Source organism: Phaeobacter sp. CECT 5382, from assembly GCF_001457775.1.
In the GTDB taxonomy this organism is placed as follows: Bacteria; Pseudomonadota; Alphaproteobacteria; order Rhodobacterales; family Rhodobacteraceae; genus Pseudophaeobacter.
This window is the reverse complement of record NZ_CYSG01000026.1, coordinates 1-14,164: the sequence shown is the minus strand read 5'-3', so window position 1 is coordinate 14,164 and position 14,164 is coordinate 1. Positions and strand designations below refer to the sequence as shown.

Below are 14,164 nucleotides of genomic sequence, written 5' to 3'. Positions count from 1 at the left end.
GTCCTTCACAGACAAATCCGCCATACAGAGTCCTGCCGTATCAGTGCCTGGTCATACCCTTGTATGGCATCCCTTGCAGGAACCGGTTTGGATCTGGGTCACCTGCCTGTTCTGCAGTTAAGAATAAATTTGCTAAAAATTTCTTTCTTTCACAGTCTTTGGAACAATTTTTCTGCCTTCGGCGGGTTTTGTTGCACAAATCAGGGTTTGGACGTGCTTCCCCTTACCCCAGCCGGATTTAGCCTACAGGTTCCGTGACAGGTATACCAAGGGCGGTGTAGCGGTTCAGCACCGCGAAGCGGATTTGGATTTCGGCGACCTGCCGATCAAAACCCCTCGCCATCAACGATTGGCCGAGTAGTTTTATACAATGTATCCACTGACCGGTAGGGTCATGCGCAGCATGATCCCGAGAGGTTTCGTTTCAACGCGACTTCGGCGGTGGTATCCGCTCCAGCGCCGCCACACGGTGCGGCCCAGATAACGTTGTGCATTGACCGCATCGTTGCGGGCAATCGCTCCGGCGCTCGTCGGTTTCCAGGGCTTTGCGTTTTGCGCAGTGGGATGACGGCATGGGCGTCTCTGACAGCAATCGCCTCGTGGCATTTGCGCGTGTCATACGCCCCGTCTGCGGTGACGCTGCCGATGTCCTGATCGGGCAGGGTTTGGTTCAAGAGTTCAGGGAGCATGGGAGCATGGGAGCATCACCGATGGTGCTGCTGGTGACCTCAACTGTTTGAACTTAAGCCACGTCTGCTCAGAGATAATGGATCCAGCTATGTCTCAGGCGACCTGGCAGAATGGTTGAAAGACAAGGGCATGAAGCACTCGCGCGGTGCGCCGTATCATCCCCAAACGCAGGGCAAGATTGAGCGGTGGCACCAGACATTGAAGAACCGCATTTTGCTGGAAAACTACTTCCTGCCGGGTGACCTCGAAGCGCAAATCGAAGCCTTCGTCGATCACTACAATCATCAGCGTTACCACGAGGGCCTGAACAACGTCACACCCGCCGACGTCTACTTCGGACGTGACAAAGCCATTCTACAGCAAAGGGAAAGGATCAAACGAAAGACACTCGAAGCGCGACGCTTGCATCACCGACTGCACGCCGCATAATCAAACCAACCAGATGAGCCAAACTCTCTCTTAGTTTAGGCCGCCATTGGTCCCAAAAACCCTGACGACGGACACGGCTTCCATATCAACTATTGCGGCATAGCGTTCCAATGCTTTGCTATGCTCAGCGTGTGCCGTTTCAGCCTTTCTTTCGGCCTCAGCCCGCGCTTCGCTCAACCGTGCGCCGCAGTCCTCTTGAAGTTGGGCAATGTCTTGCTCTGCCTTTTGGGCAGTCGCTAGCTCTTTCTTCTTGGCGCGGCGCAATCGAAAGTAGAAGAACGGCGACAAAAGCGCCAAGATCAAAATGATTATGACAAATGCGACGGGGGCAAAATTCTGTGTTTGCTCCATGATCTCATGAAAACATTCTCGCTTTCATCATGCAACCAGGGATAGTTGGCGGGAGCGCTAGCGTTCTTACACTTCGCTGCCATTGATCTCTTGCCTTGAATGTCTCCTAAGACAGGCTGCACCGCAGCATCTAAAAGGTTTGGGCAAGGTCGGCTCTGGGCCGTTCGCTTTGGGGGAGCGGGTCGCGGCGCTTAGAAGAGGCATCCTCCAGAGGTGAAGCAGATGCCCGATCTGCAGTGCCTACACCGCATCTTTCCATTCGGTCTGGGTCACGTAAACGATGCTATCATCAACACTGACCATTACATCGCCATCCTGAATGTTGACCTGCAGCTTCATTGATCGACTTGCTAAGTTTCCCAAGTCACGGGTATCCGTCTCAGAAAAATTGACAACTTTAAGGTTGTCAAACCGGGTGGTGCCGTTCTTGATCTTTTCCCACCACACCTCAGCCGTCCTGCCATAACTATAGACAATCACCTCTTTGGCTTTGCCACAAGATTGACGAACAGTCTTCTCGCTTGGAAGCCCCAGCGCCACCCACAACTCAAGTTCACCACTCAGGCTTTTCTGCCAAATATCAGGTTCATCATCAGTTGAAAGGCCCTTGGTAAGCTCCAATTGTTCATGGGCATTCAGAGCAAATGCGAGAAGACGCACCATCATCCGCTCATCCGTCTCCGAAGGATGTTTGGCGACGGTCAACTTGTGGGTCTCATAATAGTGGCGATCCATATCTGAAACGGAAAGCTCAGCTTTATAAATGGTGGCTTTTTGCGCCATGGTTTTTCCCGAACTAGCGAAGATAGGGATCTCTAGAGCGCAGCGTGGCTTTGTGAAAGCGGAAAGTAACTCGCATCGTCCGCGCCGTTTTGCACCCACCGCCGATCTAAAAGCCATCACAGCGTTGAACTGAGGACGAATGGCTGGTTTGGTGAAGCTGCATCGCAGAACCTGGCCAGTCGCCCAAAGGCAGGTGAGGGCCGTACAGGCCCATTGGATCAATCCGAAGCACCGACTTTGCAAATGTCACTTTCTGCGCAGAGCCGACGTCCACGCCTGGTCCAGCGAAAGCTAGATTTCTGCCCCATATCTCGTGACCGGCCTCAACGACGAGAACGGCCCATAGCGGTCACTCGTCGTCCGTGGAGTTTCTGCAACGCAGCTTCCACAAAGCGGACGTACAAGAATGCAGACGGACCAAGAAGGAGAGGTTCGCCGCCTTAAGAAGGAGCTGGATCGGGTCACGGAGGAACGTGACATCCTAAAAAAGGCCACCGCGTACTTCGCCAGGGATGCAGCAGTCGATACGCGTTCATCGACGCGCATCGACTGCTGCATCCCGTCCGTGTTCTTTGCAAAATGCTCAGCGTTCACCCGAGCGTTTTTTATGCATGGGTAAAAGAGCCGTTGAGCCAGCGTGCGCTCGAAGGTGAACGTCAAACCAAGCTGGTCGAGAAAGCGTGGAAAGACAGCGGCAAGGTCTCCGGTTACCGCAAGATCCACGATGATCTCAGCGACATCGGCGAGGCCGTCTCAGAGAACCGCGTTGCACGCTTGGCCCGCCTCGCAGGCATTGGCCCATCAGTTTCATACAGTGCATCTTTGTTTCGACGCGGCTTCGGCGGTGGTACGGTGTTGTACGAAGGCCAGTTCCTGGTCTCGTACTTCGTAAGGGGCCAACTGCTCATGCCATCCAGCTATCGACCTAGAAACACGATAGAAATCTCTCACCGCATTTGTACAACAAAGCCATCAACGTCGCCAAACGTCTTGGCGACCTTTTTCATCAATGCGCTGCGCCAAGTCTGTAAACTCAGCCTCTAGGAACTTATGGAACCGTTTAACTGCCGGGCGAAGGGGGCGGTCAGCGTCCCACAAAAGCCCAAGTTCTCTTTCCGGATGTTCCAGTTTCACCGGGAGTGCTGTGATGATCTTCGTAGTGCTTTGCATGAATACGACTGAATACGGCAAAACAGTGAGAGAATTTGATCCAGCCATCACGCTAAATATTGAAGCGAGAGATCCACCTGTGAAGCTAACTCGGAAGTCCGTGATCCCTATACTCTGGAGAGCCATGCGCAGGTCTTCATAGAGTGGACTTCCAGCAGGTGGCGCAATCCAAGGGTAGGCGGCTATATCTTCCAGCTTGAACGCTGATTTACGTGCTAGAGGGTGAGACGGCGCACATGCAATGACATTTCTACCGCGCAAAATTGGTTTGAAACTCAATTTAGGTGGCACCGCATTTGTTTTGACCGGGCATATTGCCAAATCGATATTGCCAACGCTGAGCTGTTCGCAGAGCTCTGGTAGATAACCATAGGTTTGATGAATAGTAACATCGGGAAAGGCAGATTGAAATGAAGCAAGCATCCCCGAAATAACGCCGTCCATAAATATTGGTGTGCCCGCAATGCGTGCGGTTCCAGCCTTCCCTCCGGAATAAAGCTCCGCAGCAGTTTGGGCTGCCTCACTGGCATTTGCGACCACCCTTCCCTGTTCAGCCAGCGTCTGGCAAAGTTCTGTCGGTCTCAGGGGTCTTTTCCCTTTTTCGAATAACCGCGCACCAAGCCTCTTTTCCAGCATCGCCAAAGAGCGAGAAACGCTTGGTTGGGACTTGTTTAATGCGGCAGCACCTTCGCCCAATCCACCGGAGTCGATGATTGCAGACAGCATATGTAGGTGATTTGGATCAATTTTCATAACATCAAGTTATATTGTTTGCCGCCAATTCGATCAACCACTCAGTTTTTGCATCTACTATGGAGGAAACAAAGAGCGGAGAAGACATCGTGGCACAGCCAACTCAGAATTCAGACCAAGCTGTTCGCGTCGTCTTTGGGGCGGCAAGGCGCATTTCCATCGCCGCCGAAGCTCGGCGGCTCGGGGTCACCAAAGCGCTGGTTCTCTCCACGCCTCAACAGAGCGGCGCGGCGTTGGAGATAGCCGAACTGCTTGGTTCTTTGGCGGTCGGGGTCTTTTGCAAAGCCGAAATGCACACCCCGGTTCATGTCACCGAGGACGCTATGACACATGTTGCAGAAACGCAGGCAGATTGCCTGATTGCCATCGGTGGCGGATCAACCACAGGGCTAGGAAAAGCGATTGCTTTTAGAACCAACCTGCCACAGATCGTGATCCCAACCACCTACGCAGGCAGTGAATGCACGCCCATCCTCGGCCAAACGGAAAATGGCGTCAAAACCACGCTGAGCGACCCAAGCATTTTGCCAGAGGTCATTCTATACGATTCTGAATTGGTGATGACTCTTCCTGTTCCAATGACTGTCACATCGGCGCTGAATGCGATGGCCCACGCGGCAGAGGCGCTCTATGGAACTAATCGAACAGGCGGAACAACCGCAATGGCGATCCAGGGCCTTGAATCCTTCATAGAGGGTCTGCCCAAAGTTCTGACGACCCCGTCTGATCTGGACGCGCGCGAAGCGACGCAGCGCGGCGCCTGGGCCTGCGGGACCGTTTTGGGGCAGGTCGGCATGGCCTTACATCACAAGCTTTGCCACACGCTGGGAGGCTCTTTCAATTTGCCGCATGCAGAAACTCATGCGATCGTTTTGCCTCATGCCATTGCCTACAATGCACGCGCCGCCGCGAGAGAATTGCAGCCAATTTGTGATCTTTTGGGCGGCGATAACGCTGGAACAGCGCTTCACGATTTCGCCAAACAAATGAACGCGCCAACCGCATTGCGCGATCTTGGCCTGCAAGAGAGCGATCTTGATCGCGCTGCAGATCTGGCAACCACAAAACCCTATCCAAACCCACGGCCCGTAACGCGCGTCGACATTCGCGCGCTCTTGCAGGCGGCGTGGGCCGGGGACGCACCGATTCAATAAGCATCACGATGTTTGGGAGGACATTATGCTATCACGCCGTAAGCTACTTCAATCATCCGCCGCAACAGGTCTCACGCTGGCTGCAGGAGGGCTTGCTGCTCCTGCCCTGGCGCAGGGTGCAAAAATCCGCCTTGGCTATGTCAGCCCACAGTCGGGTCCACTAGCGGCCTTTTCGGATGCCGATAAATTCATCATCGACGGGTTCCTGAATTCTGATGCCGGTGCCAACTTCGAAGTGATCGTCAAGGACAGCCAGTCCAACCCAAACCGCGCCGCCGAAGTCGCCAAAGAGCTGATTATCGACGACGAAATCGACATGATGCTTGTGGCTTCGACACCGGAAACGACAAATCCGGTCGCAACGACCTGCGAGTCAGAAGAGATCCCTGTGATCTCCACCGTCGCGCCTTGGCAGCCCTATTTTATCGGTCAGCAGGGCAACCCTGGCGATCCCAATAGCTGGCGGCCGTTTGATTTCAGCTTCCACTTCTTCTGGGGGCTGGAGGATGTCATTTCCACCTTCACTGCCATGTGGAACCAGCTCGATACCAATAAATCGGTCGGGGCCATTTTCCCAAATGATGGGGACGGCAATGCCTGGGGGGATCCAAATATAGGCTTCCCACCGGTGCTGGATGCCCAGGGGTTTAACCTGACCGATACGGGCCGTTATCAGAACCTCACCGATGACTTCAGCGCGCAAATCAATGCTTTCAAGGCAGCCAGTTGCGAGATCGTCACCGGCGTTCCCATTCCGCCAGATTTCACCACCTTCTGGACACAGGCCAAACAGCAGGGGTTCAACCCAAAGGCCGCCAGCATCGGCAAAGCGATCCTGTTCCCGCAAGCCGTCGAGTCACTCGGCGCTCACGGTCACAACCTGAGTTCGGAAGTCTGGTGGTCGCCGTCGCATCCCTTTACGTCTTCACTCACAGGTCAATCCGCAGGCGATCTTGCCGCAGGTTATTCGGCTGCGACTGGCAAGCATTGGACCCAGCCAATAGGCTTTGTACATGCCCTGTTCGAGATGGCAGCAAATGTCATGGGGCGTGTAAAAGACAGCCGTGATCCTGATGAAGTCACCTCTGCAATCGCCGCAACACAACTGGATACAATGGTTGGCCGCATCGCCTTTGATGGCGCAGGCCTGCCGCCTATCGCGGCGCAGAACGTTGCCAAGACCCCGCTCGTGGGAGGGCAATGGCGCCTTAAAGACGGCGGCGGCTACGATCTAGTGATTGTGGACAACTCCGATCATCCAATCATTCCGGCAGGCGGCGCGATGGAAGAAATCTCCTGAGGTCTGCCAAGCCTGCGCCCCGCTGCTCTTGTCGGGGCGCATCCCTCTCTCTTTTGTTAGATGGCCCCAGGTTTTCGGGTCTTGGAAAATGCTATGTCGATCCTATCACTCCAATCCGTTTCCAAAAGCTTTGGCGCATTGACGGTCACCAACGATGCCAGCTTTGATGTCCCTCAGGGCCAGGCGCTCGGGATTATCGGGCCAAATGGTGCGGGTAAATCGACCCTGTTTAATCTCATCACCGGCAACATCCGCGCCGATCAGGGCAGCATTCATTTTGAAGGGCGCGACGTGACCAAAGTCTCTGCGATGGAACGCTGCCTGACAGGGATCGGACGGTCGTTTCAAATCCCGCAGCCCTTTGGAAAAATGACAGTCTACGAGAACCTCCTGGTCGCCGCGACCCATGGACGCAACATGTCCGAAGCGGCGGTGCGTGATGATTGCGCCGAGGTGTTGGAGCGTACGGAACTGATCGCCCAAGCGAACAGGCCTGCAGGCCAGTTGTCGCTGCTGGAACGCAAGCGTCTGGAGCTTTCACGCGCCATGGCGACGCAGCCCAAACTGTTGTTGCTGGATGAAATTGCAGGCGGCTTGACGGAAGGCGAGTGTCAGGCCCTGATCCGTACAATCAAAGACATCCATGCCCAGGGCGTCACAATCATCTGGATTGAACATGTTCTACACGCGCTGACCTCGGTGGTTGAGCGCTTACTGGTGCTGGATTTCGGCAAAGTCATCGGCCTGGGTGACCCGGAAGAAATCATGGCAAGCCGTGAAGTTCGTGAAATTTACCTGGGGATCGACGTCTGATGAGTCTTTTGCAAACAAAAGAGCTGACCGCCCACTACGGAGATTTTCAAGCGCTCTTTGGCGTCGATATCGAATTGGGTGAGGCTGAAACCATTGCCATCATCGGCGCGAATGGGGCCGGCAAGACAACGCTCATGCGTTCGATCTCTGGCGTTTTGCGCAATGATCCCAATGCGGTCACCTATGATGGCACCCCAATTGGCGCGTCCCCCGCAGATGAGATCATGTCCCAAGGCGTCGCGATGGTGCCGGAAGGGCGCAGGCTTTTCCCGTCTCTCAGCGTCGAAGAGAATCTTTTGATCGGCACCTACGGGCGCAAAATCAAGGGGCATTGGACGCTGGACACTGTTTATGAGCTGTTCCCGATCCTGGGCGAGCGGCGTAACAACCCGGGGACGGCGCTATCAGGTGGTCAGCAACAGATGGTCGCCATTGGCCGCGCCCTGATGAGCAACCCGCGCGTGCTTCTTTGCGATGAAATCAGTCTCGGCCTTGCGCCCGTCGTCATCAAGGACATTTACCAAGCCATTCCACAGATCAAAACGGCGGGCGCATCGTTGATCGTGGTGGAACAGGACATCGCGCAGGCCATGGCCGTCGCCGACCGTGTCTATTGCATGATGGAGGGGCGCGTCACCCTGACGGGCACGCCCGATAGCCTCTCGCGCGACGACATTCACGACGCATATTTCGGAGCAGGCCATTGATCTGGATCGATACAATCATTCAAGGCATCCTCTTGGGTGGCCTTTACGCACTTTTCGCCTCAGGTCTGAGCCTTGTGTTCGGCATCATGCGCCTGGTGAACCTCGCGCATGGCGATCTGATTGTGATGGGCGCTTACCTCATTTTAGTGCTGGTGACCTTGCTGGGCATTTCCCCTTTTATCGCTGTTCTCATCGCAATGCCTCTGATGTTTGTGTTTGGCTATGTTCTGCAAAAGCACCTGCTGAACCGAACTCTGGGGGATGATATCCTGCCGCCCCTTCTGGTGACATTTGGTCTGTCGATTGCGTTGCAAAACGCACTTCTGGAAGGCTTCTCTGCTGATAGCCAACGCTTGCCGACAAATGCGCTGACAACGGCCTCTCTTGATATTGGGCCAATCACTCTGGGTGTCATGCCGTTGCTGACCTTTGGCTCTGCTGTTTTGGTGATCGTTGGGCTAAACCAGCTGTTTTATCGAACCGAGCTTGGCCGCGCCTTTCGTGCGACATCCGATGATGCGATCACCGCAAGCCTGATGGGCATCAAGCCCGCTAACATCTTTGCAACCGCCACAGGCATTGCCCTAGTGATCGTCACAATCGCGGCGCTCTACCTTGGCTTGCGTGCAAATTTTGACCCCAATATCGGTCCTGCCCGCCTGATCTATGCCTTCGAGGCCGTTATCATCGGTGGTCTTGGCTCGCTCTGGGGCACGCTACTGGGCGGGGTCATCATTGGGGTGGCCCAAACACTGGGCGCGGCCATCAATCCCGAATGGCAAATCCTTTCCGGGCATATAGCGTTTCTTTTGGTGCTCCTTATTCGACCCCGTGGCCTATTTCCAAGAGCGAGTGACTGATGGCATATTCTGTAACAATCCAAACCCCCGCCTCACGGATTGCTGCGCTCCTTGGCATCGTCGTGATCGTCGTTTTGATCGCGCTGCCGTTCTTTGCAGGTCGCAGCACCATTCAGGACATGTTTTTCATCCTAACGATGCTGGTTCTGGCTCAGTTCTGGAACCTGCTTGCAGGATACAGCGGGCTCGTCAGCATTGGACAACAGGCCCTGGTCGGCATCGGCGCCTACGCGCTGTTCGGCGCGGTGATCCTTTGGGGCGTTGATCCAGTTCCCGCGATCCTTTTTGCAGGCATCGCAGCACTAGTGATCGCTGTACCCACCGCGTTTTTCGCTTTCCGCCTCAATGGCGCCTATTTTGCCATCGGTACCTGGGTCATCGCCGAAGTGGTGCGCTTGCTGGTTGCCCAATGGAAAACCCTGGGCGGCGGAACCGGTACATCCTTGCCCCGTGACGCAACCCGCGACATGTGGTTCGTTGATCTCATCAAAGAGACGCTTGATGTGCGCTCAGCCGCGGCACGCGATATCCTGGCCTATTGGCTGGCACTGGTGCTGGCTCTTGTGACAATCGGCTGCATCTACTGGTTGCTGCGCACGCGGCGCGGGCTTGCTTTGGCCGCAGTGCGTGACAACACCCAGGCTGCAGAATCCGTTGGTGTGGATGCAGGGCGGATGAAATGGATCGTGTTCCTGAGCTCCGCTTTTGGCACCGGGCTCGCAGGGGGGCTGATCTATATGCAAAAAGCCCGCATCAGCCCAGACGCGGCCTTTAGCGTCACCGACTGGACGGCCTATGTGATTTTCATTGTTGTCATCGGCGGCATCGGCACCATTGAGGGCCCGATCCTCGGAGTGCTTGTGTTCTTTGCGCTGCAATCCCTGCTCGCTGATTTTGGCAGCTGGTATCTTATGACCCTTGGTGTGCTGGCCATCGCGATCATGCTGGTCGCCCCACGTGGCCTTTGGGGGCTCGTCTCCGAACGCACCGGGCTTCACCTTTTTCCAATACGCCGCCGCCTGAGTGGTGGCAGACTCAAACTTGAGGAGAAATAAACTCATGGCAGATATCACGACAGAGGTTTTGATCATCGGTACCGGGCCTGCTGGCTCCACAAGCGGAGCCCTGTTGTCCAGCTACGGTGTCGAGAATATCGTCATCAACCGGTATCACTGGCTGGCAAACACGCCACGCGCGCACATCACCAACCAACGCACGATGGAAGTGCTGCGGGATCTGGGCAAAGAGGTGGAGCACGAGGTCTACCTCAATGCAATGGACCAGAGCCTTATGGGCGAAAACGTGTTCTGCGAAAGCCTTGCAGGCGAAGAAATTGGGCGTATGAAATCCTGGGGGACGCATCCCTTGTCCAAGGCGGAACACCTGCTGTCCTCGCCCAGCCTCATGAACGATCTGCCGCAGACCTTCATGGAACCCATTCTGTTCAAAACGGCCTGCAAGCGCGGCACCCGAGCCCGGATGAGCACGGAATACAAATCTCACGTTCAAGATGCAGAGGGCGTGACAACCACCTGCCTTGATCGCATGACGGGCAAGGAAATCACCATTCGCTCGAAATATCTAATTGGTGCAGATGGTGGCAATTCACTGGTGGCTGAGAACGAAGGTTTGCCTTTCGAAGGCCAAATGGGTGTTGGCGGGTCGATGAATATCTACTTCCGCGCTGACCTGACCAAATATGTCGCCCATCGCCCTTCGGTGCTTTATTGGGTGATGCAGCCCGGCGCGAATGTCGGTGGGATCGGCATGGGTCTGATCCGCGCGATCCGCCCCTGGAACGAATGGCTGATCGTTTGGGGCTACGATATCAACGAACCCGCTCCTGTGGTGGACGAGGCGATGGCGACAGATGTGGCCCGCCAATTGGTTGGTGATCCAGAGCTTGAGATTGATCTCATCAGCGCCAACACCTGGACGGTAAACGATACCTACGCGACTGAAATGTCCAAAGGGCGCGTGTTCATCATGGGTGACGCGGCGCACCGGCATCCGCCTTCAAATGGGCTTGGCTCGAACACCTCCATTCAAGACGCATTCAACCTGTGTTGGAAAATGGCCGCCGTGGTCAAAGGTGAAGCAGGCGAGAGTTTGCTAGACAGCTACACGGCCGAGCGCGCGCCTGTGGCAAAACAGATCGTGACTCGAGCAAACCAGTCTATCGGTGAATTCGGTCCAATTTTTGAGGCGCTCGGCATGACGGGCGGGGCGGACATTGAGCAGATCAAAGCCAACATGGATGCGCGATGTGACACGACACCTGAGGCAGAGGGACAACGCGCTGCGTTGAATTCAGCCATTGCGTTCAAGAAGTACGAATTTGATGCGCATGGTGTTGAAATGAACCAGCGCTATGCCTCAGCTGCGGCTGTGACGGATGGCCAAATCGAACCCGATTTTGCCTTGGATGCGGACCTTCATTATCAGCCAACCACATGGCCCGGCGCACGTATTCCACATGCCTGGCTCTTTGACGAAAAAGGCGACAAGCACTCAACGCTTGACCTCGCGGGTAGTGGGGCGTTCACGCTCTTCACTGGCCTTGGCGGCAAAGGCTGGGCAGAGGCTGCAGAAAAAGTTGCCAAGGAGTTGGGCATCAAACTAGAGGCGCATGTTATTGGCCCGCGTCAGGAATATGTCGATCACACTGGCGATTGGGCCCGCGCGCGTGAAGTGGGCGATGCGGGCTGCATTCTGACCCGACCCGATCAACATGTCTGCTGGCGCAATGACGCGATGGCGGATGATCCAGTAGCGGAGCTGACCCGCGTTCTGACTTCAATTCTGGCACGATAGGAAAACATGATGTCCACACAAGAACAGGGTTATTTCACCGAAGAAAATTCCGCCGAGGTTGTGATCAGTCGCAATGCAGAGGCAAAACACGCACGCCTTGCTGAAGTTATGGGTGCGATCACCAAACATCTGCACGCTGCCGTAAAAGAGATCGAGCCGACGCAGGAAGAATGGTTCGAAGCGATCCAGTTCCTCACTAAAGTAGGGCACACCTGCGATGATTGGCGACAAGAGTTTATCCTGCTGTCAGATAGCCTTGGGGTGTCAATGCTGGTCGATGCCATCAACAACCGCAAGCCATCAGGCGCATCAGAATCCACCGTGCTTGGCCCGTTTCATGTGCCGGATGCACCAGAGTTGCCCATGGGGTCTGACATCTGCCTTGACGAAAAGGGTGAACCAATGTTGGTCAAGGGCCGCATCCTTGGTACCGATGGCGCTCCGATCAAGGGCGTTAAGATCGATGTCTGGCAGGCAAATGACGAGGGATTTTATGATGTTCAGCAAAAAGGACTTCAGCCCGACTTTAATCTGCGCGGCGTGTTTCGCACTGGGTCGGATGGCACATATCATTTCAAAGGGGTAAAGCCAAAATTCTACCCCATTCCCGATGATGGTCCTGTTGGCCAAATGCTCGAAAAACTTGGGCGCCATCCCTTCAGGCCTGCGCATTTGCACTACATTCTCGAGGCAGATGGATTTGAGACATTGATCACACATATCTTTGATCCTGACGATCCTTACATCCATTCGGATGCGGTCTTTGGCGTGAAAGAAAGCCTGCTCGCCAAGTTTGAGTTGGTCAAAGACCCGGCCCGCATCGCAGAGGCTGGCTTTGATGGCCCTTACTACGAAGTGGTCCATGATTTTGTATTGGCCCCAAACACATGAACGCGCCTTGTATCATCTGTGTCGCGATCACCGGGAGCTTGCCGCGCAAGGTGGATAACCCGGCCGTCCCGATCACTGTCTCCGAGCAAATTGAAAGCACACATGCGGCTTTTGAGGCGGGGGCAAGCATCGTGCATGCCCATGTGCGCAATGACGACGAAACCCCGTCCAGTGACCCTGGAAAATTCGCAGCGCTGAAAGAAGGTGTCGAAAAACATTGCCCCGGCATGATCATCCAGTTCTCTACGGGGGGGCGGTCAGGGGCAGGCCAAACACGGGGGGGCATGCTGCCACTGGGCCCCGACATGGCCTCGCTTTCGGTGGGGTCAAACAATTTCCCCAAGCGGGTTTATGAAAACCCACCTGACCTTGTGGACTGGCTCGCGGCTGAAATGATGTCCCATGCTATCAAGCCGGAGATCGAAGCCTTTGATCTGTCCCACATTCTGAAGGCCGCAGACATGCACAGACGCGGTCAGATCAAAGATACCCCATATGTACAATTCGTGATGGGGGTAAAAAACGCCATGCCTGCAGATCGCCAAGTGTTCGACTTTTACGTACAGACCGTCAAACGCCTGTTTGGCGAAGATGCCCAGTGGTGTGCAGCCGGGATTGGTGCAAATCAGATGGTTTTGAATGAATGGTCGGTGTCGTCGGGGGGCCATGCGCGCACAGGGCTTGAGGACAACATCCGCTTCAACAAGACGCAGCTTGCTCCTTCGAATGCCGCGCTGGTGCAACGTGTCGCTGATATCTGCGCGCAACATCAGCGACCGGTCGCAACACCAAGCGAAGCGCGTTGCATATTGAGGATCACATAACAACTCACCGCGCAACGTCGTGGCAAGGAAATCTACAAAGGCGTTGACCCGATTGTTGGGTCAGCGCACGGCAGGAAAATCCATTTTTCCCGAATGACTGTTTAGGCGAAATGCACTGCATTGCCGAATATGGTGTGCCGCAAGCGCCAACGATTTCTGCGTTAGCAATGAACTCAAATGCTTAAGTTTGCTTTTTGCGCACAGCCGACCTTGGTGCGCAGAAAGCATATGGGTTTCGGTCTGCGCGGGCCTGAATGGCCGCTTCTGCCTGTCTGACGCCCAACCTTTCACCTGCAGCGAACTTCTGCTTTCCGCCCGTCCTGCAGATGCTGCATAGGCAAGAGCCGGGATCAGACGGGTCTGCTTTGGGCTGGGAGCCGCCGTTAGACGTGTTTGGCACCGACGGCAGGTCTGGGCCGACCTTACCTGTGCGAGACGGACTTACGGACATGATCCTGCATTTCCTACGATGTCAGCACAGAGACCACTTAGACAGAGCAAGCGGGCTAAACCTCGCATCATGGCGACTTGGGCCGCTAAAACAGAAGCTGGAAAATGAGGGTGGGGCATGGCTTTGTTGCACAAATCGGTTTCTGAGGGGACTTCCCCTTTCCCCGGACGGAAT

Annotated in this window: 12 protein-coding genes and 3 pseudogenes; 11 read left to right on the top strand and 4 right to left on the bottom strand. The window is 55.1% G+C overall.

Annotated elements, in window-relative coordinates; all coding sequences use genetic code 11:
- Positions 1 to 238: 238 nt before the first annotated feature.
- Positions 239 to 742, bottom strand: a pseudogene (locus PH5382_RS19570) (transposase); the annotation flags it as partial.
- Between the two features lie 2 nt (positions 743 to 744).
- Between PH5382_RS19570 and PH5382_RS18060 the strand changes: the two are divergent.
- A pseudogene (locus PH5382_RS18060) lies at positions 745 to 1,119 on the top strand (integrase core domain-containing protein); the annotation flags it as partial.
- A 30-nt stretch (positions 1,120 to 1,149) separates the two neighbouring features.
- Here the strand turns inward: PH5382_RS18060 and PH5382_RS18055 are convergent.
- A complete protein-coding gene (locus PH5382_RS18055) occupies positions 1,150 to 1,416 on the bottom strand; it encodes a hypothetical protein (RefSeq protein ID WP_156414963.1) in 267 nt (88 codons plus the stop codon).
- A 294-nt stretch (positions 1,417 to 1,710) separates the two neighbouring features.
- On the bottom strand, positions 1,711 to 2,253 hold the full coding sequence (locus PH5382_RS18050; protein ID WP_058335786.1) for a YaeQ family protein: 543 nt from the start codon (positions 2,251 to 2,253) through the stop codon (positions 1,711 to 1,713).
- Positions 2,254 to 2,668: 415 nt separating this feature from the next.
- Here PH5382_RS18050 and PH5382_RS20210 point away from each other — a divergent pair.
- Positions 2,669 to 3,048 (top strand): annotated as a pseudogene (locus PH5382_RS20210) (IS3 family transposase); the annotation flags it as partial.
- A 177-nt stretch (positions 3,049 to 3,225) separates the two neighbouring features.
- Here PH5382_RS20210 and PH5382_RS18040 read toward each other — a convergent pair.
- Positions 3,226 to 4,176 (bottom strand): LysR family transcriptional regulator, encoded by a 951-nt coding sequence (locus PH5382_RS18040; protein WP_058335785.1) that lies wholly within the window; start codon positions 4,174 to 4,176, stop codon positions 3,226 to 3,228.
- 59 nt (positions 4,177 to 4,235) lie between these two features.
- On the opposite strand from PH5382_RS18040, the gene PH5382_RS18035 reads away from it, so the two are divergent.
- The 9 genes from PH5382_RS18035 (at position 4,236) to PH5382_RS17995 (ending at position 13,539) form a co-directional block, all read left to right on the top strand.
- A complete protein-coding gene (locus tag PH5382_RS18035; protein WP_082645751.1) occupies positions 4,236 to 5,330 on the top strand; it encodes a maleylacetate reductase in 1,095 nt (364 codons plus the stop codon).
- 25 nt (positions 5,331 to 5,355) lie between these two features.
- Complete coding sequence (locus PH5382_RS18030) at positions 5,356 to 6,630, top strand: ABC transporter substrate-binding protein (protein ID WP_058335784.1); 1,275 nt, start codon at positions 5,356 to 5,358, stop codon at positions 6,628 to 6,630.
- Positions 6,631 to 6,723: 93 nt separating this feature from the next.
- On the top strand, positions 6,724 to 7,443 hold the full coding sequence (locus PH5382_RS18025) for an ABC transporter ATP-binding protein (protein WP_058335783.1): 720 nt from the start codon (positions 6,724 to 6,726) through the stop codon (positions 7,441 to 7,443).
- A complete protein-coding gene (locus PH5382_RS18020) occupies positions 7,443 to 8,150 on the top strand; it encodes an ABC transporter ATP-binding protein (protein ID WP_058335782.1) in 708 nt (235 codons plus the stop codon). Before PH5382_RS18025 ends, PH5382_RS18020 begins: the two co-directional genes overlap by 1 nt.
- The gene (locus PH5382_RS18015; RefSeq protein WP_058335781.1) at positions 8,147 to 9,010 is read left to right on the top strand and encodes a branched-chain amino acid ABC transporter permease; all 864 of its coding nucleotides are present in this window, start codon (positions 8,147 to 8,149) and stop codon (positions 9,008 to 9,010) included. Before PH5382_RS18020 ends, PH5382_RS18015 begins: the two co-directional genes overlap by 4 nt.
- Positions 9,010 to 10,065 (top strand): branched-chain amino acid ABC transporter permease, encoded by a 1,056-nt coding sequence (locus PH5382_RS18010; protein WP_058335780.1) that lies wholly within the window; start codon positions 9,010 to 9,012, stop codon positions 10,063 to 10,065. The genes PH5382_RS18015 and PH5382_RS18010 overlap by 1 nt, the downstream gene beginning before the upstream one ends.
- Positions 10,066 to 10,069: 4 nt before the next feature.
- A complete protein-coding gene (locus tag PH5382_RS18005; RefSeq protein ID WP_058335779.1) occupies positions 10,070 to 11,824 on the top strand; it encodes an FAD-dependent monooxygenase in 1,755 nt (584 codons plus the stop codon).
- Positions 11,825 to 11,833: 9 nt separating this feature from the next.
- The gene (locus tag PH5382_RS18000) at positions 11,834 to 12,715 is read left to right on the top strand and encodes an intradiol ring-cleavage dioxygenase (RefSeq protein ID WP_058335778.1); all 882 of its coding nucleotides are present in this window, start codon (positions 11,834 to 11,836) and stop codon (positions 12,713 to 12,715) included.
- On the top strand, positions 12,712 to 13,539 hold the full coding sequence (locus PH5382_RS17995; protein WP_058335777.1) for a 3-oxoadipate:acetyl-CoA acetyltransferase: 828 nt from the start codon (positions 12,712 to 12,714) through the stop codon (positions 13,537 to 13,539). The genes PH5382_RS18000 and PH5382_RS17995 overlap by 4 nt, the downstream gene beginning before the upstream one ends.
- The last annotated feature ends 625 nt before the right edge of the window (positions 13,540 to 14,164 follow it).

Bases quoted from the DNA above. Each gene is read 5' to 3' on its own strand.
- PH5382_RS18025 (WP_058335783.1), top strand. From the start codon at position 6,724: ATGTCGATCCTATCACTCCAATCCGTTTCCAAAAGCTTTGGCGCATTG.
- PH5382_RS17995 (WP_058335777.1), top strand. From the start codon at position 12,712: ATGAACGCGCCTTGTATCATCTGTGTCGCGATCACCGGGAGCTTGCCG.
- PH5382_RS18030 (WP_058335784.1), top strand. From the start codon at position 5,356: ATGCTATCACGCCGTAAGCTACTTCAATCATCCGCCGCAACAGGTCTC.
- PH5382_RS18010 (WP_058335780.1), top strand. From the start codon at position 9,010: ATGGCATATTCTGTAACAATCCAAACCCCCGCCTCACGGATTGCTGCG.
- PH5382_RS18050 (WP_058335786.1), bottom strand. From the start codon at position 2,253: ATGGCGCAAAAAGCCACCATTTATAAAGCTGAGCTTTCCGTTTCAGAT.
- PH5382_RS18035 (WP_082645751.1), top strand. From the start codon at position 4,236: ATGGAGGAAACAAAGAGCGGAGAAGACATCGTGGCACAGCCAACTCAG.
- PH5382_RS18020 (WP_058335782.1), top strand. From the start codon at position 7,443: ATGAGTCTTTTGCAAACAAAAGAGCTGACCGCCCACTACGGAGATTTT.
- PH5382_RS18005 (WP_058335779.1), top strand. From the start codon at position 10,070: ATGGCAGATATCACGACAGAGGTTTTGATCATCGGTACCGGGCCTGCT.
- PH5382_RS18040 (WP_058335785.1), bottom strand. From the start codon at position 4,176: ATGAAAATTGATCCAAATCACCTACATATGCTGTCTGCAATCATCGAC.
- PH5382_RS18000 (WP_058335778.1), top strand. From the start codon at position 11,834: ATGTCCACACAAGAACAGGGTTATTTCACCGAAGAAAATTCCGCCGAG.